Consider the following 20870-nt stretch of genomic DNA (forward strand, 5'->3'; position numbering starts at 1 on the left):
TTATATCCACATTAGGTTTATACGTCCTAGCCGTTATTGTCCTTCATGCTGGGCTTTTTCTTCTTTCTCTACCTGAGAGAGCTTTTTCAGCTTCAGTCCCAACTCCCTGCCGCGGTAGCGGGTAAATAAAATATTGGCTATAAAGGCACTCGTTGTCAGTATCAGCTCAATCAATGCCAGCCAGCGTTCACCATCGTCGATCCACAGAATGGTCAGGGCGTGGAGGAAGTAGAACATCAGGATGAAGTTGGCCCAGGCGTGGGTATAAGGTTTACCGGCCAAAATGCCTTTGAGTGGAAGCAGTAGCGGTATGACCCAGACCACAGCCATTGCCATGGGGTTAATATGTGGGTGCGGCGATAGGCTTGCTTGCCACAGTACCACCCAGGCCAATAGGCCAAGATTGGCCGATATGGCAAAGTAGCGCAACAAGCGCGTTTTTTTCTGCATGACAGTCATAGCGCTATCCTTGTAATTTGCAGGCAACCTCTGCCAGCCGCTTGCCACAAGCTTGTGCCAGTTCGCATTCTTCAGCGCTTAGTTGACGGCATTGTTCATGGTTGAGGTGGGAAGGGCCGTAAGGGGTCCCTCCTGTACTGGTGGTATGCAGTGCAGGCTCTGAATACGGTAACCCGACAATCAGCATTCCGTGGTGCAGCAGCGGCAGCATCATTGATTGCAAGGTGGTTTCCTGACCACCATGCATGGATGACGAAGCAGTAAAGACACAGGCCGGTTTTCCTATCAGACTACCACTTAGCCATTCAGCACTGGTTGAATCAATAAAGTGCTTAAGTGGCGCGGCCATGTTACCAAACCTTACCGGGCTGCCTAGGGCTAGCCCTGCGCACTGCTGGATATCAGCTTTGGTAACCAATGGGTCACCGAATGTTTCAGGTTTTAGCTGGCCATCAATACCGAGTTCGGCGACAGTACGTAATACCGCTTCGCAGCCGACGACCTGTTCAATGCCACGGGCAATTTGCCGGGCGAGCTGACGTGTTGAGCCATGGCGGCTGTAATACAGAACGAGAATGCTATGCATGGACAGGTATCCTGATCACAGGATGTCTAGCACTTTCTCGGGCGGGCGGCCCATTGCAGCACGTTCGCCATTGACGACGATTGGACGTTCGATCAGCTTCGGATTGGCTGCCATTGCGTTGATCAGTTGCTGTTCGGTAACCTCAGCACCACCCAGATCCAACTCCTTGTATAGCGCTTCTTTAGTACGCATCATGTCACGAGCAGTGGTATAACCAAGCTGGCTCAGCAAGACTTGGATCTGTTCGGCTGAAGGGGTGTCGTCAAGGTATTTGACAACAGTTGGGTTGATCCCTTTCTCTTCCAATAGAGCGAGGGTCTGGCGGCTTTTCGAGCAACGAGGGTTATGGTAGATGGTGACAGACATGTTACTTCCTTCTTAAATGTAACCGGCGAGGTGTCCACGCCGGTTACTAATTGTTTTAATGATGTTGCCCCATTGTAGAACACCTGTCATCAAGAAGGAATGCTATAACCTCGGTTCTTGCTAGCTCGATCAGAGATTGGCAAAGCGTTGTCTGGCAAGACGAAGTTGATCTATGCGGGCATCATAGCGAGCCTGATCCAGTGAGTTGACCTCGACAATTTGGCTTGCTTGGATATACATTTGAATCGCTTTTTCCCACGCACCGCGCAAGGCCATCAACTCTGCTCTGGCGGCTAGTTCCGCATCACGGCGACCATTGGCGGCTTGGGCCTGAGCCAGTAAGTGCCAGCCGTTCGGATCGTTCGGGTTGTCATAGGTATAGCGAGTCAGGATCGGGATACTGTCACTGTTACGGTTCGCTTCCTGCAGGGCATTCGCTAGATTCAAACGCAGTACCTTGTTGTTTGGGTTGGCTTTTTGCGCGCTTTCCAGGCGTGCAATTGCACGATCATATTGTTTTTGGTGCAGGTCGAGATCCGTGGCCGAATCGATGTAGAAGCGGTTGTTGGGCTCTTTGGCCAACAATGGGTCAAGCAAGGCATGGGCTTGGTCATACTTTTCGGAATCAATATACACCAGTGCCTTGCCGTAATTGAGCGCATCTTTCATTGTGCCATTACTGTTTTTCATTTGGCGCTCAAACCAATCCAGTGCCGCTTTGTTATCGATACCGGCGTAGCGGGCAACAATGCGGGCGCGGGCAAGCTGGTAGCGCTTTGACGTCTGCACACTGCTAGCCGGGAACTGGTTGGCTCGGCTGCGGCTGTCGGTGATACGCGATTCAGGCAAGGGGTGAGTCAGCAGCATCGGCGGCGGTGTGCTGACATAGCGGTATTGATCGGCGAGGCGGCCAAAGAAGCGCGGCATCGCTTGCACATCGAAGCCAGATTTTGACAAGGTGGCAATACCGATACGGTCAGCTTCTTTTTCGTTGCTACGGGTATAGTTGATTTGGCCCTGGGCTGAGGCGGCGGTGGTGGCATGAATCGCCGCGATCCCTGCTTCTGGTGAGGCTATCGCCAGCATCATCGAGCCGATAAGAGCCGCCAGTGTGGCCGGCGATTTCCTGGCTTGGTCTTCCATGCTTCTTGCTAGGTGGCGTTGGGTGACGTGGGCGATTTCGTGGGCAACGACCGAGGCTAGTTCACTTTCGGTTTTAGCATGGAGAAACAGTCCTGAATGGATAGCAACATGGCCACCGAAAAAGGCGAAGGCGTTGATATCCCGGTTCTGGATCATGAAGAAGCTGAACGGGGTACGGACGTCGTTGGCATTGGCAACCAGGCGGTGGCCGAGATCACTGATATATTCAGACAGCAGCGGATCGCTGATCACTGGCATACTGGCCCTGATCATCCGCATGTAGGCATCACCGTACTCCATTTCTTTTTCAATGCTGAGCGTCGATGCTGCTGCGGTCCCTATATCAGGTAGACTGCTTAGGTCATTGGCCGGAGCTGCAATGCTAGTGCCGAGTAATGCACTGATGAGAAGATAGGCTGGCGCCTTAGCAAATCGAAACATAGTAATAATTAATACCGCCCTCTGTTGCGTGTTCCTGCATTCGCACTACTGCGAGGCTAAATCTGTCCTGAATAATGCTGTGTTTCACCAAGGTCTGACAGCGAAACCTTTGACAGGTTTCTTTTTTGTCACTCTAATAACCTTTACAATAACCCGATGGATGATAATTGTCAGTATATCGGAATGGAACCTGCATTGCTTAATTTGACGACGGAACGCTGCCCAATGGCTCTGCTTATTGCCAAAAGGGCGGTGCATGCGTTGGAAGTTGGCGACAAGCTTGAAGTTCATATCACTGACACTGGGGCAAGGCAGGATATCCCCCGCTACCTCTCAAACCATGGCTTTCTTATTGATGTACGGTTGGACAACCAACAGGTACTTGAAATTATTGTGACCAAAAGGCAGTAAACATTTTATGCTGGACATGCTGACTCGCTGGTATCAGCGACGCTTTTCCGACCCCCATGCCGTGAGCTTGATTGCTATTCTACTGGGTGGCTTCCTGACCATATACTTCTTCGGCAACCTGATTGCGCCATTGCTGGTGGCAATTGTTCTCGCATACCTGCTGGAGTGGCCAGTAATGCAACTGACCCGGCTGGGGCTGCCTAGAATGCTGGCAGTCATGGGCGTGTTATTTATCTTTGCCGGTTTGATGGTCATGGCAGTCTTTGGTCTGGTGCCGACAATTTGGCATCAGGTCGGCAATTTGATTGCTGATGTACCTAATATGTTCAATGGCCTGCAGGAATATGTCTCCAGCTTGCCTGAGCGCTACCCAGACTTTGTTCAGCCACACCAAGTGTCCACATTCATGATCACCTTGCGCGAAAAAGTGCTGGGTATGGGTGAGAGTGTGGTGAAAGGTTCACTGGCTTCTTTGGTAAGTTTAGCCACCTTGGCCGTTTACCTGATCTTGGTCCCTCTTTTGGTATTCTTCCTGCTTAAAGACAAGGAAGAGATGATGGAGATGCTCAGTGGGCTGCTACCGAAGAACCGTCGTCTGACCAGCAAGGTGGGGGCGGAAATGAACCAACAGATCTCCAACTATATTCGTGGCAAGGTAACCGAAATCTTCATTGTCGGTATTGTCAGTTATGTCACCTTTGCGGTCATGGATCTGCGCTATGCGGTTTTGCTTGGTGTATTGGTGGGGTTCTCGGTACTGATCCCATATATTGGGGCGGCAGCGGTTACTTTACCGGTGGCGATGGTAGGTTTGTTCCAGTGGGGGATCAGCCCAGAGTTTTGGTGGCTGCTGGTTGCCTACGGTATTATTCAGGCCCTAGATGGTAACGTATTGGTGCCGATCTTGTTCTCGGAAGCGGTCAACCTTCACCCAGTGGCAATTATCGTGTCGGTGTTGGTATTTGGTGGTTTGTGGGGCTTTTGGGGGGTCTTTTTCGCCATCCCGTTGGCGACGCTGGTCAAGGCGGTATGGAATGCCCTCCCCTCTACGGAGTTGCAGTCGCAAGAGCAGATCGAAGAGTAGTGGGTGCCTGAATAAAACAGATGCAATATAGGAAAAAGCCGCGTTTGCGGCTTTTTTCATATTTGAAAATCTATTGTGTTTTCCTTGAGGTAAGCAAGCACTACTTCATGGTGATTCTTGGTCTTGAACTTATTGAAGACATGTTCAATCACACCATTTTCATCTATCAGGAAGCTAATACGGTGCAGGCCGTCGTATACTTTTCCCATAAATTGCTTTTTTCCCCAGACACCAAACTGGTCGGCGACTGAGTGATCTTCGTCTGACAATAGGGTGAAGTTTAGATTGTCACGTTCGATAAACTTCGGCAGGCGCTTAACTGCATCAATACTGATTCCGAGTACTTCAACATTGAAGGCATCAAGTTCCGCTTTGCTATCACGCAGGCCACATGCCTGAACGGTACAGCCGGGGGTCATGGCTTTCGGATAGAAATAAGCAAGAACTTTCTTGCCTTTGAAATCGGCCAGGCTAACCGGCTCGTCATTTTGGTTATGTAGTGTGAAGGCTGGCGCAGGCGTACCGGCGGTCAAAGTCTTCATAGTGGATTCCTTATTGATTATGGCCGACAAAAGTCACGTTGCCGCTGACCAGCAGATCTTGGCAAAGTGCTTCAAATTCTTCTTGTAAGCTCATTAGGTTACAGCCTTCAGGTAAATTTGTCCCGATTTGCAGCTGAAATCTATTCGGCGATCCGGTTTGTGTACTTTCTTGGGTGTGGGCGCTGAGCGAGGCGATATCGATGGTGCGCAAGGCGAGGAAGCCGGTAAATTGCTCTATTAGACCAGGGCTGTCATTGGCTTCAATGTGAAAGTCGGCGGTATAGGTAAAATGGCGATATTCATGCTTGGTTGTGCGCTTCATAACCGTTAGCAAGTCATGTTCGCTGGCCTTTAGCGGTAAGGTCGATTCAACCCGGGAGATGGCATTGGCTGAGCCCGAAAGTAACATTATAAGGGTGAACTCTTGACCAAACAGGGCCAGGCGGCTGTCAACAATGTTGCAGTCGCATTGGGTAATAAGCCGGGTGACGTCATCAGAAATTCCAGGGCGGTCTGTGCCAACCGCGGTAACGACGAGATAATGCTCCATATTTATCCATCACATTTTGAATACCTTCTGCATGTTAGCACAGACCCATGGTCCGCCAAGGGATATCTCCAGCAGATGCTAAATGTGGATAAATGCTTGTTTGGCCGTAGTGTTGTTTTACACCCCATGGAAGCGAAAAATAAGATGTAAAAGTGAGCTGTTGGCAGAGAGTTAGCCTTCACTGATTTACATACTTCTGTCTTGAGTTTACTGTAACTGAAACGTAGTATGGTTTTCTTGGCCGCTTGATAATTCGCTAAACCAGCATAAATTCATGATGAAGCCAGGATATATTTTTTCAGGGGAGATGGACATGTTTACAGGAAGCATGGTAGCGCTAATTACACCGCTTGATGAAGCTGGTGAAGTCGATTACGCCAGTTTGGCGTCACTTGTAGAATACCACATTGCCGCGGGCACCGATGCCATTGTTGCGGTTGGTACCACCGGAGAGTCAGCAACGTTGACCGTTGATGAGCATGTGAAGGTGGTATTGAAGACCCTGGAATATGCACAGGGTCGAATTCCGGTCATTGCAGGCACAGGGGCCAATGCGACTCATGAAGCCATCACCTTTAGTAAACTCTTTTCTGGCACTGGTGTTGCGGGCTGTTTGACGGTAACGCCGTACTATAATAAGCCAACACAGGAAGGCTTGTATCAGCATTTCAAAGCGATTGCAGAGGCGACAGATCTGCCTCAGATCCTATACAATGTGCCAGGGCGTACTGCTGTTGACTTGTTACCGGAGACGGTGGCCCGATTGGCGAAGATTGACAATATTGTTGGTATTAAGGATGCGACAGGGGATCTTTCTCGTGTGAAGATAACTCGGGAACTTTGTGGCGATGATTTTATCCAACTAAGCGGTGATGATGTCACTGGGTTGGATTTTGTGGCCGAGGGTGGTCACGGCGTGATCTCTGTAACAGCCAATATTGCGGCAGCGGATATGGCGCAAATGTTTAAGTTGGCCCTGTCCGGCCAAATTGAAGCGGCGAATGAGATCAATCAACGTTTGATGCCGCTTCATAAGCAATTGTTTGTTGAATCCAACCCTATCCCGGTAAAATGGGCGGCACATCAGCTTGGCCTCGTCTCGTATGGCACTCTTCGCCTGCCGTTGACTGAGCTGAACGAATCTGCCCAACCAGTAGTTGCCGAAGCACTCAAGGATGCGAACGTACTACTGTAATTTGCTAGAGCGTAGGAGCGCAGAAGCGTAATGAATTATAAGTATAAGCTGGTGGCGGCTGCCGTTGCGGTTGTTACACTGGCTGGCTGCTCTGATGGCGCGGAGCGCCGCCGTCAGGCAAACCAGGATTTTAATTACCTCGATACTCAGCAGCTAGAGAGCTGGACGTTGCCAAGTGATGCACAGTCTTCGCTAGTTAGCGACTATGCGATTCCGGCAGGGGAATATCAGGGAGCGATTGGTGCCGGGGTTGATATCCGTCCTCCGCAGCAAGTGCTTGCCTTGATCCCAGGGGCGCGAACGCTGCAAGACGCTGACGGTGTGACTTTGGTAATGGTCAAGCAGGAAGATCTTTCTGATGTTTGGTCGGTAACCCAAAAGTTGATCACTGAGCAGAACATCGGTTTGAGAAACCAGACGGCCAATACCATAGAAACCGACTGGATCAGCTGGAATAACGAAGATGAAGACACCGAGATCGGTAGTCGCTACCGTATCGAGAAATCGGCTGAAGCAGGGCGTTACAGCTACCGCATCATGTTGGTTGACTGGCGTGAAGGCGGTACTGAGCAAACTGTAAGCGTTGAGAACAAAGAGCGCTACAGTATTCTGATGACCAATCTGGTGACATCGCGTTTTGATGAGCGAGAGCGTGAGCAAGCACGTTTGCGTGCTCAGGAGCTGGTGAAACAGATCCCGATTTCAATGGGCCAAGATCGCAGCGGTCTACCGGTGATCATTGCCCGTGCACCGTACAATGTGTTCTGGGAACGTCTACCTGACGTCTTGGGGCAACTGGGCTTTACCGTGGAAGGTCGTAACCGTTCACAAGGTGTGGTTGAGGTACAGTTCAAGTCTCCGGATGATGAGTTTTGGGACGATCTGGGTACGCAGCCGGTTGAACTTGATAACCGTGCTTATAATTTACAGCTAGGTGACTTGGGTAACCGTACGTCTATCAGTATTACCGATACCGATGGCAAGCCTGTTACCGAGCAAGCGCTGAACAGCCTTGCGCCAGTTATGGCAGCCGCTATTGAGCGAGCCAATCAAGGCTAAGCGATAAAATAGTGGCAATAAAAAACGCAGCTGATTTATCAGCTGCGTTTTTTTATGTTCTTAATAAGCGATTTTAATTACTCAGCGGCTTGTAGGGAGGGCGCTGGTTATTTCACTTCTTCGCCTTTGGCCTGCATATCTGCATGGTAAGAAGAGCGAACAAATGGGCCACAAGCGGCATGGGTAAACCCAAGCTCAAGGGCGATCTCTTTTAGCTCATCGAACTCTGAAGGCGGCACATAGCGCTCAACCGGAAGGTGGTGGCGGCTTGGTGCCAGGTACTGGCCCAGTGTCAGCATGGTTACACCATGGGCACGCAGATCTTTCAGTACCTGGACGATCTCTTCTTTGGTTTCGCCCAACCCCATCATCACGCCAGACTTGGTAGGCACTTCAGGGTGCATTTCCTTGAACTTCTTCAGCAAATCCAACGACCACTGGTAGTTAGCGCCTGGCCGTGCCTTACGGTACAGGCGGGGTGCTGTTTCCAGGTTGTGGTTGAATACGTCTGGCGGACTGTCACGCAAGATATCCAGCGCGCGATCCATACGGCCACGGAAATCAGGGACTAGCGTCTCGATCTTTATTTCTGGATTAAGGGCGCGGATTTCACGAGTACAATCGGCAAAATGCTGGGCACCGCCATCTCGAAGATCATCACGGTCAACTGAAGTGACAACGACATAACGCAGATTCATGTCTGCGATGGTTTTAGCCAGGTGCTGTGGTTCTTCGGCGCTTGGCGGCAACGGGCGGCCATGGGCAACATCGCAGAAAGGACAACGACGTGTACAAATTGCACCGAGGATCATAAAGGTCGCCGTACCGTGGTTGAAACACTCGGCCAGGTTCGGGCAAGAGGCTTCTTCACAGACTGAGTGCAGCTTGTTTTTACGCATTGCTGATTTAATATCTTGGATACGTTTGCTGTCTGAAGGCAGTTTTATCTTCATCCATTCAGGTTTACGCAGCACTTCTTTCGGCGCTTCCTCAACCTCTACATTGCGAGTAGGGATGAGGGCCATTTTGTCGGCATCACGGTATTTGACACCTTTTTCAATTTTGATTGGTTTACTCATGAATTGCTTTCCGTTTTCCACTCAATGCTCTGGTAATCGAGCAGGTTGACTAACTCTTCTACGAGTACTGGCTGAATTTCCTCTAGTTCAGAAGGCCCATTCAATAACGCGGTTTGCGTCATTTCCATCCCAGCATAACCGCATGGATTGATGCGTAGGAAAGGTGCCAGATCCATATTGATATTGAGTGCCAGACCGTGAAAAGAGCAACCACGTCTAATGCGTAATCCGAGTGAGCATATCTTCTGACCGGAGACATAGACACCTGGCGCATCAGGACGGGCATTGGACTCAATCCCGAAATGGGAAAGGGTCTTGATGATAGTATTTTCTATATGCGTGACAAGATCGCGCACACCCATTTTTTTCCGACGTAAGTCAATGAGGATATAGGCAACCAATTGGCCTGGCCCGTGAAAGGTGACCTGGCCACCGCGGTCGCTTTGCACCACAGGGATATCCCCTGTGTTGAGCAGGTGCTCAGCTTTGCCTGCCTGGCCTTGGGTAAACACGGGATTGTGCTCAACCAACCAAACTTCGTCCGTGGTTTCCGGGCTACGTTCGTCGGTGAACTTATGCATGGACTGCCAAATAGGTTGATAGTCTTGGCGGCCGAGGTTGCGAATTATAATCTTATCTTGCAATGTCACACCCTTTTAGTCGTTTGACGAAGCCGGAACAACTGATACCCCTATATGGGGCCTCAATACCAATGGGTATTATAAAACTTGGCGGCTGAATTTACAGCCGCCAATTTTGTAGGGGAATTGAGAGGTGCTTACAGCACAACGCGGACAATGTCGATTTCACCTAACTCTTTGTACAGAGTTTCTACCTGTTCAATAGAGGTTGCTGTGATTGACACAGACACGGCACTGTAGGTCCCTTTGCCACTTGGCTTGACGTTCGGGGTGTAGTCACCCGGTGCGTGACGCTGGATCACGCCAACAACCAGATCTGGGAGCTCAGGTTTGTTGTAACCCATTACCTTGTAAGTGAACTTACAAGGAAACTCTAGAAGATCTTTTAGTTTTGGCTGCTCTTGCTGCTGCATGCTGAACTCCGAGTATTTTGCATTCATTTTGCGATGTTAGCCGAGCATATTAATGGGTATGTGGCTTTTTCACAAGCCATCTGGTGTCTTCGGTATAGGCGAGAAAAAAAAGAGGCAACCTTAGGTTGCCTCTTCTCTTTATTTATCGGTATGTTATACCGCGCTTAGCTTAACCAGCCCTTGAACAGTAGCATGATGTAATCAATCAGGCGGCTGAACATACTGCCTTCGTTGATATCATCCAACGCCAGCAGCGGGTATTCGGCAATATCTTCGTCGCCGACACGGTAGTAGAGCTTACCAACCACATCGCCTTTTTGGATTGGCGCTTTCAGCTCTTTTTCCAGCACGAAGCTTGCCGTTAGATCTTTGGTTTGGCCACGTGGCAGGGTTACGAAGGTATCTTCGCTCACGCCCAGTGACACTTCAGCCTTGTCGCCCATCCATACTTTTTCAGTCACAAATGTCTCGTTTGCTTTATGCGGAGACACGGTTTCGAAGAAGCGGAAGCCGTAGTTCAGTAGCTTTTTGCTTTCAGCCTTACGGGCATTAGGGTTGCTGGTGCCCATAACAACGGAAACAAGGCGCATTTGACCTTCGGTCGCAGTACTTACCAAGCTGTAACCTGCATTGTTTGTGTGGCCAGTTTTCAGGCCATCAACGTTGAGGCTCTTGTCCCAAAGAAGGCTGTTACGGTTGTATTGGGTGATACCGTTATAAGTGAAAGATTTCTCTTTGTAGATAGCAAACTCATCGGGAACATCACGGATAAGCCCCTGAGCAAGCAGTGCCATGTCATACGGCGTCGTGTAGAGATCTGGATTATCCAGGCCGTGGACATTGGCAAAATGGGTCGAGTCCATACCGAGGGTCTTGGCCCAGGCATTCATCAGGTCAACGAAAGAGCTTTCCGAACCTGCTACATGCTCAGCCATTGCAACACACGCGTCGTTACCCGATTGGATGATGATGCCACGGTTAAGGTCAGCAACTTTTACTTCGCTACCGACTTCGATGAACATTTTAGACGATCCCGGGAAGTTCTTGGCCCAGGCATTTTTGCTGATCACCACGGTGTCATCCATGTTGATATTGCCACGGTTAACTTCTTGGCCGATGACATAACTGGTCATCATTTTGGTCAAGCTGGCTGGTGGGATCTGATCGTATTCTTTATTGCCAGCCAGGATCTTGCCTGAATGATAGTCCATAAGGACATAGCCCTTGGCAGCAATCTGAGGGGCTTCAGGCACTACAGCTGGGGCAGCCGCTGCTGATGCTGAAGCCAGCAAGGTTGCTGAAATAGCAACAGAGCGAAAAAGTGCAGCAGATTTTTTCATGTTGGTTGTAACTTAATTTGTCTAATGTAAAAAACTTCACACACTATATCAGATTGTCAATATGAGACCAGTCTTGGACTCGGATATGTTGTGCGGCAAGGCGACTCTTGGCGAATCTTGACATTATACCAAGCTGTATAATCGTCTGGACGATGAAACAGCTTGGTATAACCAGAGTCAATAAAGCCAAAGTCAAAAAAATACCAGAGTAGTGGTTCGCTCTGGCATTTATTTATGACTGTGAGTTAGGATTTTGGTTCCAACTCGCGTTTAGATGTGATGATGAAGGCCTGTGGATACTGCCCGGCTTTGGCTTTATCACGTTGGCTGGTCGCTTCGTCGCGGTCGATGTAAGGCCCGAGACGCAGGCGGTAAATTTCAGCAGAGTCCGCTTTTTTCAAATCAACGGCGGTATCGAAGTCTTGCTCCAGCTGCTTGGCGATTTGTTCGGCCTTGCCTGCATCGGTGACTGCTGCCAGTTGGACAAAGTAAAGGTTGGGGTTGGCACTTTGCCATTCGTTCGGGTTGTCGGGTTTCGCGACTTGGATCAACTCGATTTTGACTGGTGCGGTGCCGTGTTTGATAACATCCAGCCGTGCCGCCGCTGCCATGCTAAGGTCTATAATTCGCCCGTCGTGGAAAGGACCACGGTCATTAACCCGGACAATCGCGCTCTTACCGTTGTTGGTATTCGTCACTTTGACATAGCTCGGTAGCGGCAGTGTTTTATGCGCCGCTGTCATCGAGTACATGTCGTAGATCTCACCGTTGGAGGTTTTGTGGCCGTGGAATTTCTTGCCGTACCATGAGGCATTACCTTGTTCGGCGAATGGCTGCTCACCCTGCACAATTTTGTAGCGCTTTCCGCGTAGCGTGTAATCCTTGTTACCAGCCAGGCTATGGGGCTCATAGCGCGGTTGAGCGTCTTCAATATGATCCAGTGTCGGTGATGACTCCGGTGCGACATCGTCAGCCAGATCGTAGCGCTCGGTATTGGGTGCCGAGCTACATCCCGCAAGGATAAGAACAAGGAATAAGGATGATATGCGCATTTAGGTCGCCTTGGACAACATTTTTCTGTGGGTGTGGATAGACATCAGGATCCCGAAACCGGCCATCAAGGTGACCATGGAGGTGCCCCCGTAACTGACCAGCGGTAGGGGAACCCCTACAACCGGCAATAATCCGCTGACCATCCCGATGTTTACGAAAATATAGACAAAAAAGCTCAATACAATACTACCTGCCATCATTCGACCGAACGCAGTTTGGGCCCGGCTGGCAAGGAGCAAACCCCGGCCGATAATAAACAGATAGATAGCCAACAGGCAAAGCACACCTATCAGCCCCCATTCCTCTGCGATCACCGCGAAGATGAAATCGGTGTGTCGCTCTGGCAGAAATTCAAGCTGGGACTGGGTGCCTTGCAGCCACCCCTTGCCGGAAAGGCCGCCGGAGCCGATTGCAATTTTTGACTGGATGATATGGTAGCCAGCGCCAAGTGGATCGGACTCAGGGTTGAACAGGGTCAATACCCGAGTGCGTTGGTAGTCACGCATCAGGAAAATCCACAGTACCGGGATGAAAGCCCCAACCAGAACACCGGCAGCCCCGATGATTCTCCAGCTCATACCGGAGAGGAACAGCACAAAGACTCCAGACGCTGCGATCAGGATCGAGGTACCCAGATCGGGCTGCTTGGCAATTAAGATGGTTGGGACAAACACCATCACCAGAGCGATAACAATATTCTTCAGGCTCGGTGGCAGTGGGTTGTTACCGATAAAGCGCGCTACCATCAGGGGGACTGCCAGTTTAATCAGCTCTGAGGGCTGGAAGCGGACAAAACCCAGGTTCAGCCAGCGCTGGGCACCTTTGGATGACTCACCAAAAAACAATACGCCAAGCAGCAGGACTAAGCCGACTCCAAATAAATAAGGCGCCCAGGTTTCATAATGGCGTGGGGAGATCTGGGCCAGGATGAACATGATCCCTAATGACAACACCATACGCATCGCCTGGCGCTCCATCATGGCGATTTCCTGTCCGCTGGCACTGTACATTACCATCAGGGCAAAGCCCATGAGAGCAAGGATCCCCATCAGAAGCGGAAAGTCCAGATGTAGGCGGTCACTCAAGCTCCGCTTGTTGCCTGTGGCGGCCATGATACTCATTGTGATACCTCGGCTATTTTTTTGTCGACTAGCTCTACCAGCGGATCGGGCGTTTCCGGTTTGAGCAACATGTGGTCAAAGATCCTGCGGGCGACCGGGCCACCGTTGGAAGAGCCACCACCGGCGTTTTCCAGTACCATGGATACGACCACTTCTGGCTTCTCAAATGGGGCAAAGGCTGTGAACAAAGCATGATCGCGCAAGTGCTCTTCCAGCTCTTCGGCGTTGTATTCCTGATCTTCGGCCAAACCAAAGACCTGAGCAGAGCCTGATTTACCACCGGCTTTGTATTCACTGCCGTAGAATGACCGGCGTGCCGTACCACGAACGCCATGAAGTACCCGGTACATGCCTTCTTTGGCTACTTGCCAATTCTTCGGATCGACATTATCAATGGGTGGGAAGTCCTCGTACTGAGCGGGCTTTTCCACATCATCATCAATGATGTCTTTTAGCAGGTGCGGAGCTTGTACTCGGCCGTCATTGACCAGTACCGTGGTGGCTTTGGCTATTTGCAACGGTGTCGCGGTCCAATACCCTTGGCCGATCCCAACGGGAATGGTATCCCCCTGATACCAAGGCTGGCGGAAACGGGCTTGCTTCCATTCACGGGTTGGCATATTGGCCTTGCTCTCTTCATGAATATCGATACCGGTGTATTCACCGAAACCGAAGCGGCTCATCCAGTCGGATAGGCGATCAATGCCCATGTCATAGGCGACTTGGTAGAAGAAGGTATCGACCGATTCTTCTATCGCTTTGTAAATATTGACCTTGCCGTGCCCCCAGCGCAGCCAGTCACGGAACGGGCGGCTGTTGGAGTTAGGGATCCGCCAGTAGCCAGGATCGTTGCGGGTTGTGCGAGTGGTGATCACCCCTTCGCTTAGGGCGGCAACCGCAATCATCGGCTTAATCGTCGAGGCTGGCGGATAGATCCCGAGGGTAACCCGGTTGACCAGCGGACGATTTTTATCATTCAGTAATGCCCGATACTGGGGACCGGAAATGCCATGGACAAACAGGTTAGGGTCATAGCTTGGGCTCGAGACCATCGCTAACACTGACGAGTCACTCGGATCCATAACAATGACTGAGCCACGTTTGTACTTGATTTGCTCTTCCCCCGTATCTGGGTCGAGCTTGCGTTCGGTCAGTAGTTCTTTGACATAGAGCTGGAGCTCAATGTCGATATTGAGTTTGATGTCGTTGCCAGGAATTGGCGGGACATATTTCAGGGTGCGGATGATCCGCCCACGGCTGTTGACTTCGACTTCCTGGTAGCCGGAGGTACCGTGCAGCATATCTTCGTAATAGCGCTCAACACCCAGCTTGCCGATATCTCGGGTTGCTTTGTAATTGTTTATTTTCTCGTCGCGCTCAAGGCGCTGGAGATCTCGGTCGTTGATTTTCGCAACATAGCCCAGTACATGGGTCAGGGCTTCACCGTAAGGGTAATGCCGTTTCAGGTAGGCTTTGACTTCGACGCCAGGGAAACGGTGTTGGTTGACCGAAAATAGCGCGACCTGCTCTTCGGTGAGCTGGTTGAGGATTGGAACCGATTTGAAGCGTCGGGTGCGACGGCGCTCGCGCTCGAAGCGTTCGATCTGCTCGTCGGTGACGCCCATCAATGTCTTGAGGCGATCGAAGGTATCTTGCCTGTCAGGCACTTTTTCCGAGGTGATTTCAAGTGAATATACCGGGCGGTTCTCGGCAAGGAGAATACCGTTACGATCATAGATCAGGCCGCGGTTAGGGGCGACAGGAACAATTTTGATCCGGTTATCGTTCGACCGTGTCTGGTAGTCTTCGTGCTCTTGGATCTGGATGTGATATAGGTTAGTGAGCAGAATACCGACCAGCACGACGATGCCGATAAATGAGACAAGAGCCCGGCGAAAGAATAACGCCGACTCAGCCCGGTGGTCGCGGATCTGCGTTCGCTTTTGTCTCATTGCCCATTATTCCCTATGGTACGGGTGGTTCGCTGTGATGCTCCACGCACGGTAAAGGCTTTCGGCCATGACAACACGCACCAATGGATGGGGTAAAGTCAGTGGCGACAGTGACCAGCTTTGATCGGCCGCTGCCTTACAAGCCGGTGCCAAGCCTTCCGGACCGCCGATCAGGATAGACACATCTCGGCCATCCAATTTCCAGCTTTCCATTTGATCGGCCAATTGCTCGGTATCCCAGCGCTTGCCCGGGATATCCAAGGTGACAATACGGTTCCCTTTTGGCACCGCGGCCAGCATCGCCTCGCCTTCTTTTTGCAAGATACGAGCGATATCGGCATTTTTACCGCGCTTGCCAGCTGTGATTTCAACCAGCTCGAGCGGCATGTCTTTTGGGAAACGGCGGCTATATTCTTTGTAGCCTTCCTCGACCCATTTCGGCATCTTGGTGCCGACAGCAATTAGTTGAAGCTTCATTGTCGGTTAGCCCCAAAGCTTCTCCAGTTGGTAAAGGTTACGTGCATCTTCTTGCATGATATGTAGCATGACACTGCCCATATCAACGATTACCCACTCACCGTCTTCTTCGCCGCTGATCCCAAATGGCGGGTAATCAATTAGCTTCGATTCCTTGTTAACGTGATCGGCAATCGAGGCTACGTGGCGGTTTGAGGTACCAGTGCAAAGCACCATGAAATCAGTGATGCTGGATTTACCGCGAACATCTAGGGTAATGATGTCCTGTGCTTTGATGTCATCTACTTTATCAACAATAAAATCGTGTAGTTCTTGAACCTGCAAAAGGGGATCCTCTTTTGTGTATTTGGTGTCATTACTGTAGACCCAGATAGTGCTGGGTCCCAATGTAGCGGCGCAGTATACCATGCTCAAGCTTGTCGATGACAAGTTGGCAGTAACTTTACATAGCCTGCGCCTAACTTGTGCCGGATGGCTAAAATTTACCCGGTATAGCGGTCGTCACACCGCACATTTCGGCACACAGGGCCGATAGGGCATCCCATGGCTGGTAGTCAAAGTCGGTTTTTACCCGCAACTCCAGTTCAGCCAGTTGCCGGAGCAGTCTGATTATCGTGGGTAGTGGCAAACGGTGTAGCGCGCCAATGTACACTTCCCGCCGGCTTTGCCAAATCCGAAAGTTCTCGAAGATATTGTTGAGCGAGGTGCCCTTGCTACCCATTTCCTGCATTTTATACAGCTGGGTCAGTTCGCGCTGTAAAGTACGTAACAAGATCACCGCTTCAACACCTTCGCCCTGCAACTGGCGCAATACACGCTGGCTGCGCTTGGCTTGGCCTGCCAATACGGCGTCAAGTAATTGGAATGGGGTGTAGTGGTTATGGCGGCTCAGTGCGTCTTCAAGGCGGATGATAGTCAGGTCGCCATCAGGGTAGAGCAGCACCAGCTTTTGCAGGCTCTGGGCCAAGGCTAGCAGGTTGCCCTCATGCCACTGGGCCAGTAGTTGTACCGACTCATGATCCGGCTTCAGCCCAAGCTGCTGGCAGCGTCTCTGAATAAACCGCGGCAGATGGCGGGCATCGGGGGTGTTGCAGGGAATATACAGCCCTTGTGCGTCAAGCGCCTTGAACCACTTGGTGCTTTCCTGCTTTTTGTTGAGGCGGGGCCCCTGGATCAGCAGCAAGATGTCCTCGTGCAGAACGTCAATCACTTCCTGGAACGACTTGACCTGCTGGGCATTGAGGCCGTTTTCTGGTAGTTCCAACTCAATGATCTGGCGAGCAGAAAATAGACTCATGGCCTGGCAGCAGTCGAGCACTGTATTCCAATCCAGTTGGGCGTCGATAGTAAAGCTGTGGCGTTCATCAAAACCCGCTTGCTGGGCTGCCTGCTTGATGTGGTTACTTGATTCGAGTTTGAGCAGCGGTTCATTACCGCATAGCAGGTAGGCTTGGCGCAGCCCTTTACTTAACTGCTGCGCCAGTTGTTCCGGGAAAATCCTCATTGCGCCGTTTCAACCTGCTCAATCTGCACATCTTGCATTGTCGCCTGGTTGGCATTGTCGCTCGCAGGATCGCTCTCGGCTTTGATGTCCAAGCCAAGATCTGTGGTGATGCGTTCCTCATTGCTGTCGGCGTTCTTGCTTTGTTCCAGCAGGGCTTGTAACTCTTCTTCTTCCATCTGGTTGAAGACTGCTGTCAGGCGGGCTAGCTGACGCATGATCTGCTTGGCGGCCTGCTCGCGCATTTCTTGCTCTATCATGTCGCGCTCGACAGATTTTGCCAGTGCTGTCAGTGGGTTATCAAGGAACGTACGGTTGACGCGGGTGGTAAACGTCTGGCTGCCTTTTTCTGGCACCACAATACGGTAGCGTACGGTATAGGTTAGCTCGTATTCGGCAGCACGAGCATTTTGGTACAGCGACAGGGTGCGCTCACCGGTCGATTCGCTGATCAAATGCAGGTTCGGCACTTTACTTGACGGTGCAACGGGCTCGATACCGTGCAGTTGGAATTGTGACTTTACCTGACGGTGTAGCTGGCCGTATCGGTCAAAACTGGTCAGAGAAAGCTTGGCAATGTCGTCGGGCAACATATAGTTACCACGGAGGTGAAAACCGCAAGATGCAGTTGCCAGCGCCATGAGGACAACAAAGAAGGTTCGGATAATGCTTTTTGGAGAAATGAAAGCTCTCACCGAGTCTGCTCCATGAAAAAAAGTGAAAACTGACCGGCTGACGTGGATGGTTCTAGTTAGGGTGTGTGAGCCGGATTAAACTGTGGCTCCAAACTGGAGCCACAGGTTAGGCACTAGGAAATTGCTTTAGTTCGATGCGAAATTAATTCGCAACGATGTTCAGCAGTTTGCCCGGTACATAAATCACTTTACGAATGGTTTTTTCGTTTGTGAATTTGGTCACGCCTTCATCGGCCATCGCCAAGGCTTCGACTTGCTCTTTGGTTGAGTCTGCCGCAACCGTTAGTTTAGCGCGAAGTTTACCGTTCACCTGTACGATGATCAGTTTTTCGTCTTCAACCATGGCTTTGTCGTCGGCAACTGGCCACTGTGCGTCATCGATGTTGCTCTCGCCCAGCGTTTCCCACATTTCGAAACAGATATGCGGTGTCATTGGGTATAGCATACGAACGATAGCTTTCAGGGCTTCGTCAAGTAGGGCACGGTCTTGTGCTGATTCTTGAGAGGCTTTAGCCAGCTTGTTCATCAACTCCATGATAGCGGCAATTGCGGTGTTGAACGTTTGGCGGCGGCCAATATCGTCACCCACTTTAGCAATTGTTTTGTGCACATCACGGCGTAGGGCTTTCTGATCGGAAGACAATGCCGCTACATCGACAGCGTCCGCTGCACCATTGCTCGCATGTTCGTTAACCAGTTTCCACACACGTTTCAGGAAGCGGTTGGCACCTTCAACACCAGACTCTTGCCACTCAAGTGTCATGTCTGCAGGTGATGCAAACATCATGAATAGACGGACGGTATCTGCACCGTATTTGTCTACCATCTCTTGTGGGTCGATACCGTTGTTTTTCGACTTAGACATTTTGATCATGCCTGAGTGAGTTACATCGCGGCCTTTGTCATCGGTCGCTTTTTCAATGCGGCCTTTGTTGTCACGCTCGATTTCAACGTCAGTTGGTGCGATCCACTCTTTAGTGCCTTTATCGTTAGTGTGGTAGAAAGCATCGGCCAGTACCATACCTTGACATAGCAGCTGCTTGAACGGCTCGTCTGAGGTTACGTAACCTGCGTCACGTAGCAATTTGTGGAAGAAGCGCGAGTACAATAGGTGCATACAAGCGTGCTCGATACCACCAATGTACTGATCGACGGGTAGCCAGTAGTTCGCTTTTTCTGGATCTAGAATGTCGTCAGCCTGTGGTGAACAGTAACGCGCGTAGTACCAAGACGATTCCATGAACGTATCGAAGGTATCTGTTTCACGCAGTGCCGGCTCGCCGTTAAAGGTGGTTTTTGCCCACTCTTTATCCGCTTTTATTGGGCTGGTTACGCCGTCCATGACCACGTCTTCCGGTAGGATTACCGGTAGCTGGTCGGCTGGAACAGGGCGAACTTCACCGTCTTCAGTGGTTACCATTGGGATTGGAGCGCCCCAGTAACGCTGACGAGAGACACCCCAGTCACGTAGACGGAAGTTTACGGTCTTCTTACCTTTACCTTCCGCTTCAAGTTTCGCTGCAATAGCATCGAATGCTGCTTGGAAGCCCAGGCCGTCGAATTCACCAGAATCAAACAGAACGCCCTTCTCGGTGTAAGCCACTTCAGATACGTCTAGCTCGCTGCCGTCTTCAGGCTTGATCACAGGGATGATGTCTAGGCTGTACTTAGTCGCGAATTCGTAGTCACGTTGATCGTGAGCTGGAACCGCCATTACCGCACCTGTGCCGTAATCCATCAGTACGAAGTTCGCTACGAATACCGGTACTTCACGGCCGTTAAGTGGGTGGATAGCTGTTAGGCCGGTATCCATCCCTTTCTTTTCCATGGTTGCCAGTTCAGCTTCAGCAACCTTGGTGTTACGGCATTCTTCAACGAAAGCCGCTAGCTCTGGGTTATTCTGAGCGGCTTTCTCTGCAAGAGGGTGACCAGCAGCGATACCTACGTAAGATACGCCCATAAGCGTGTCTGGGCGCGTTGTGTAGACTTCCAGTGGCGCTTCTTCACCGTTAACAGCGAAAGATAGCTCAACACCTTCAGAGCGGCCGATCCAGTTACGCTGCATGGTTTTCACCATATCAGGCCAACCTTCAAGGTTGTCTAGGTCATCAAGCAGCTCTTGAGCGTATTCAGTGATCTTAATGAACCACTGAGGGATTTTCTTTTGTTCTACCGGCGTATCACAACGCCAGCAGCAACCATCTTCAACCTGCTCGTTAGCCAGTACGGTCTGGTCATTCGGACACCAGTTTACTGAAGAGGTCTTCTTGTATACCAAGCCTTTTTCGTAAAGCTTAGTGAAGAACTCTTGCTCCCAGCGGTAGTACTCAGGTGTACAGGTTGCGAATTCACGGTCCCAGTCGTAGCCGAAGCCCAGCAGTTTTAGCTGGTTCTTCATGTATTCGATGTTCTCGTATGTCCAAGGCGCTGGCGCAGTCTTGTTCTTAACCGCGGCATTTTCAGCCGGTAGACCGAATGCATCCCAACCGATTGGTTGCATCACGTTCTTGCCTTGTAGGCGTTGGTAACGAGAGATCACATCACCGATGGTGTAGTTACGCACGTGACCCATGTGCAGTCGACCACTTGGGTACGGGAACATGGAGAGACAGTAGAATTTTTCTTTATTAGGGTCTTCACTTACAACAAAGGTCTTTTTGTTGTCCCAATGTTCTTGAACTTTCTGTTCAATGTCCTGTGGACGATATTGTTCTTGCATCGATGACATCCGGGATTTTGTGAGTTGAGTACAAACACATTCA

22 protein-coding genes are annotated in these 20870 nt (G+C 50.7%); 4 read left to right on the forward strand and 18 right to left on the reverse strand.

Going from position 1 to position 20870, the window contains the following annotated elements:
• Positions 1 to 33: 33 nt before the first annotated feature.
• The 4 genes from NHN17_RS15530 to bepA all read right to left on the reverse strand — a co-directional run bounded on the left by NHN17_RS15530 (position 34) and on the right by bepA (position 2995).
• Positions 34 to 459 carry a DUF2069 domain-containing protein gene (locus NHN17_RS15530; RefSeq protein WP_373689571.1) on the reverse strand — a complete coding sequence of 142 codons (426 nt, stop codon included), beginning with the start codon at positions 457 to 459 and terminating at the stop codon, positions 34 to 36.
• A gap of 4 nt (positions 460 to 463) precedes the next feature.
• Positions 464 to 1045 carry an NAD(P)H:quinone oxidoreductase gene (gene wrbA, locus NHN17_RS15535; protein ID WP_255043495.1) on the reverse strand — a complete coding sequence of 194 codons (582 nt, stop codon included), beginning with the start codon at positions 1043 to 1045 and terminating at the stop codon, positions 464 to 466.
• 15 nt (positions 1046 to 1060) lie between these two features.
• Positions 1061 to 1411 (reverse strand): arsenate reductase (glutaredoxin), encoded by a 351-nt coding sequence (gene arsC, locus NHN17_RS15540; RefSeq protein ID WP_255043496.1) that lies wholly within the window; start codon positions 1409 to 1411, stop codon positions 1061 to 1063.
• Positions 1412 to 1540: 129 nt separating this feature from the next.
• Entirely contained in the window at positions 1541 to 2995 is a 1455-nt protein-coding gene (gene bepA / locus NHN17_RS15545) for a beta-barrel assembly-enhancing protease (RefSeq protein ID WP_255043497.1), read from the reverse strand.
• Positions 2996 to 3178: 183 nt separating this feature from the next.
• On the opposite strand from bepA, the gene NHN17_RS15550 reads away from it, so the two are divergent.
• On the forward strand, positions 3179 to 3406 hold the full coding sequence (locus tag NHN17_RS15550; protein WP_255043498.1) for a sulfurtransferase TusA family protein: 228 nt from the start codon (positions 3179 to 3181) through the stop codon (positions 3404 to 3406).
• A 7-nt stretch (positions 3407 to 3413) separates the two neighbouring features.
• A complete protein-coding gene (locus tag NHN17_RS15555) occupies positions 3414 to 4490 on the forward strand; it encodes an AI-2E family transporter (RefSeq protein ID WP_255043499.1) in 1077 nt (358 codons plus the stop codon).
• Positions 4491 to 4546: 56 nt separating this feature from the next.
• On the opposite strand, the gene bcp is transcribed toward NHN17_RS15555, so the two are convergent.
• Both bcp and NHN17_RS15565 read right to left on the reverse strand, forming a co-directional pair.
• Positions 4547 to 5032 carry a thioredoxin-dependent thiol peroxidase gene (gene bcp / locus NHN17_RS15560; protein WP_255043500.1) on the reverse strand — a complete coding sequence of 162 codons (486 nt, stop codon included), beginning with the start codon at positions 5030 to 5032 and terminating at the stop codon, positions 4547 to 4549.
• A 10-nt stretch (positions 5033 to 5042) separates the two neighbouring features.
• Positions 5043 to 5582 carry a glycine cleavage system transcriptional repressor gene (locus NHN17_RS15565; protein WP_255043501.1) on the reverse strand — a complete coding sequence of 180 codons (540 nt, stop codon included), beginning with the start codon at positions 5580 to 5582 and terminating at the stop codon, positions 5043 to 5045.
• A gap of 313 nt (positions 5583 to 5895) precedes the next feature.
• Between NHN17_RS15565 and dapA the strand changes: the two genes are divergently transcribed.
• A complete protein-coding gene (gene dapA, locus NHN17_RS15570; protein ID WP_255043502.1) occupies positions 5896 to 6777 on the forward strand; it encodes a 4-hydroxy-tetrahydrodipicolinate synthase in 882 nt (293 codons plus the stop codon).
• Positions 6778 to 6807: 30 nt separating this feature from the next.
• Positions 6808 to 7836 carry an outer membrane protein assembly factor BamC gene (gene bamC / locus NHN17_RS15575; protein WP_255043503.1) on the forward strand — a complete coding sequence of 343 codons (1029 nt, stop codon included), beginning with the start codon at positions 6808 to 6810 and terminating at the stop codon, positions 7834 to 7836.
• A gap of 107 nt (positions 7837 to 7943) precedes the next feature.
• On the opposite strand, the gene lipA is transcribed toward bamC, so the two are convergent.
• The 12 genes from lipA to leuS all read right to left on the reverse strand — a co-directional run bounded on the left by lipA (position 7944) and on the right by leuS (position 20827).
• The gene (gene lipA / locus NHN17_RS15580) at positions 7944 to 8915 is read right to left on the reverse strand and encodes a lipoyl synthase (RefSeq protein ID WP_255043505.1); all 972 of its coding nucleotides are present in this window, start codon (positions 8913 to 8915) and stop codon (positions 7944 to 7946) included.
• Complete coding sequence (gene lipB / locus NHN17_RS15585; RefSeq protein WP_255043506.1) at positions 8912 to 9559, reverse strand: lipoyl(octanoyl) transferase LipB; 648 nt, start codon at positions 9557 to 9559, stop codon at positions 8912 to 8914. Before lipB ends, lipA begins: the two co-directional genes overlap by 4 nt.
• A 134-nt stretch (positions 9560 to 9693) precedes the next feature.
• Positions 9694 to 9969 (reverse strand): DUF493 family protein YbeD, encoded by a 276-nt coding sequence (gene ybeD / locus NHN17_RS15590; RefSeq protein WP_107350349.1) that lies wholly within the window; start codon positions 9967 to 9969, stop codon positions 9694 to 9696.
• Between the two features lie 164 nt (positions 9970 to 10133).
• Complete coding sequence (locus tag NHN17_RS15595) at positions 10134 to 11309, reverse strand: serine hydrolase (RefSeq protein ID WP_255043507.1); 1176 nt, start codon at positions 11307 to 11309, stop codon at positions 10134 to 10136.
• A gap of 245 nt (positions 11310 to 11554) precedes the next feature.
• Positions 11555 to 12361 (reverse strand): septal ring lytic transglycosylase RlpA family protein, encoded by an 807-nt coding sequence (locus NHN17_RS15600; RefSeq protein ID WP_255043508.1) that lies wholly within the window; start codon positions 12359 to 12361, stop codon positions 11555 to 11557.
• Positions 12362 to 13483 carry a peptidoglycan glycosyltransferase MrdB gene (mrdB, locus tag NHN17_RS15605; RefSeq protein WP_255043511.1) on the reverse strand — a complete coding sequence of 374 codons (1122 nt, stop codon included), beginning with the start codon at positions 13481 to 13483 and terminating at the stop codon, positions 12362 to 12364.
• Positions 13480 to 15435 carry a penicillin-binding protein 2 gene (gene mrdA / locus NHN17_RS15610; protein ID WP_255043519.1) on the reverse strand — a complete coding sequence of 652 codons (1956 nt, stop codon included), beginning with the start codon at positions 15433 to 15435 and terminating at the stop codon, positions 13480 to 13482. The genes mrdB and mrdA overlap by 4 nt, the downstream gene beginning before the upstream one ends.
• 6 nt (positions 15436 to 15441) lie before the next feature.
• On the reverse strand, positions 15442 to 15912 hold the full coding sequence (gene rlmH, locus NHN17_RS15615) for a 23S rRNA (pseudouridine(1915)-N(3))-methyltransferase RlmH (protein ID WP_255043523.1): 471 nt from the start codon (positions 15910 to 15912) through the stop codon (positions 15442 to 15444).
• Between the two features lie 6 nt (positions 15913 to 15918).
• Positions 15919 to 16236 (reverse strand): ribosome silencing factor, encoded by a 318-nt coding sequence (rsfS, locus tag NHN17_RS15620; protein WP_107350486.1) that lies wholly within the window; start codon positions 16234 to 16236, stop codon positions 15919 to 15921.
• A 151-nt stretch (positions 16237 to 16387) separates the two neighbouring features.
• Positions 16388 to 17416, reverse strand: a complete 1029-nt coding sequence (gene holA / locus NHN17_RS15625; RefSeq protein WP_255043528.1) for a DNA polymerase III subunit delta — start codon at positions 17414 to 17416, stop codon at positions 16388 to 16390.
• Complete coding sequence (locus NHN17_RS15630) at positions 17413 to 18108, reverse strand: LPS-assembly lipoprotein LptE (RefSeq protein ID WP_255043529.1); 696 nt, start codon at positions 18106 to 18108, stop codon at positions 17413 to 17415. Before NHN17_RS15630 ends, holA begins: the two co-directional genes overlap by 4 nt.
• 142 nt (positions 18109 to 18250) lie before the next feature.
• A complete protein-coding gene (gene leuS, locus NHN17_RS15635; RefSeq protein ID WP_255043531.1) occupies positions 18251 to 20827 on the reverse strand; it encodes a leucine--tRNA ligase in 2577 nt (858 codons plus the stop codon).
• Positions 20828 to 20870: the final 43 nt, after the last annotated feature.

It is taken from the genome of Photobacterium pectinilyticum (assembly GCF_024357955.1).
GTDB classification, from domain to species: Bacteria; Pseudomonadota; Gammaproteobacteria; order Enterobacterales; family Vibrionaceae; genus Photobacterium; species Photobacterium pectinilyticum.

What these genes read in the sequence shown, in the direction of transcription:
- NHN17_RS15530 (WP_373689571.1), bottom strand. Translation starts at nt 459, where the DNA reads ATGACTGTCATGCAGAAAAAAACGCGCTTGTTGCGCTACTTTGCCATA.
- wrbA (WP_255043495.1), bottom strand. Translation starts at nt 1,045, where the DNA reads ATGCATAGCATTCTCGTTCTGTATTACAGCCGCCATGGCTCAACACGT.
- arsC (WP_255043496.1), bottom strand. Translation starts at nt 1,411, where the DNA reads ATGTCTGTCACCATCTACCATAACCCTCGTTGCTCGAAAAGCCGCCAG.
- bepA (WP_255043497.1), bottom strand. Translation starts at nt 2,995, where the DNA reads ATGTTTCGATTTGCTAAGGCGCCAGCCTATCTTCTCATCAGTGCATTA.
- NHN17_RS15550 (WP_255043498.1), top strand. Translation starts at nt 3,179, where the DNA reads ATGGAACCTGCATTGCTTAATTTGACGACGGAACGCTGCCCAATGGCT.
- NHN17_RS15555 (WP_255043499.1), top strand. Translation starts at nt 3,414, where the DNA reads ATGCTGGACATGCTGACTCGCTGGTATCAGCGACGCTTTTCCGACCCC.
- bcp (WP_255043500.1), bottom strand. Translation starts at nt 5,032, where the DNA reads ATGAAGACTTTGACCGCCGGTACGCCTGCGCCAGCCTTCACACTACAT.
- NHN17_RS15565 (WP_255043501.1), bottom strand. Translation starts at nt 5,582, where the DNA reads ATGGAGCATTATCTCGTCGTTACCGCGGTTGGCACAGACCGCCCTGGA.
- dapA (WP_255043502.1), top strand. Translation starts at nt 5,896, where the DNA reads ATGTTTACAGGAAGCATGGTAGCGCTAATTACACCGCTTGATGAAGCT.
- bamC (WP_255043503.1), top strand. Translation starts at nt 6,808, where the DNA reads ATGAATTATAAGTATAAGCTGGTGGCGGCTGCCGTTGCGGTTGTTACA.
- lipA (WP_255043505.1), bottom strand. Translation starts at nt 8,915, where the DNA reads ATGAGTAAACCAATCAAAATTGAAAAAGGTGTCAAATACCGTGATGCC.
- ybeD (WP_107350349.1), bottom strand. Translation starts at nt 9,969, where the DNA reads ATGCAGCAGCAAGAGCAGCCAAAACTAAAAGATCTTCTAGAGTTTCCT.
- NHN17_RS15595 (WP_255043507.1), bottom strand. Translation starts at nt 11,309, where the DNA reads ATGAAAAAATCTGCTGCACTTTTTCGCTCTGTTGCTATTTCAGCAACC.
- NHN17_RS15600 (WP_255043508.1), bottom strand. Translation starts at nt 12,361, where the DNA reads ATGCGCATATCATCCTTATTCCTTGTTCTTATCCTTGCGGGATGTAGC.
- mrdB (WP_255043511.1), bottom strand. Translation starts at nt 13,483, where the DNA reads ATGAGTATCATGGCCGCCACAGGCAACAAGCGGAGCTTGAGTGACCGC.
- mrdA (WP_255043519.1), bottom strand. Translation starts at nt 15,435, where the DNA reads ATGAGACAAAAGCGAACGCAGATCCGCGACCACCGGGCTGAGTCGGCG.
- rlmH (WP_255043523.1), bottom strand. Translation starts at nt 15,912, where the DNA reads ATGAAGCTTCAACTAATTGCTGTCGGCACCAAGATGCCGAAATGGGTC.
- holA (WP_255043528.1), bottom strand. Translation starts at nt 17,416, where the DNA reads ATGAGGATTTTCCCGGAACAACTGGCGCAGCAGTTAAGTAAAGGGCTG.
- leuS (WP_255043531.1), bottom strand. Translation starts at nt 20,827, where the DNA reads ATGCAAGAACAATATCGTCCACAGGACATTGAACAGAAAGTTCAAGAA.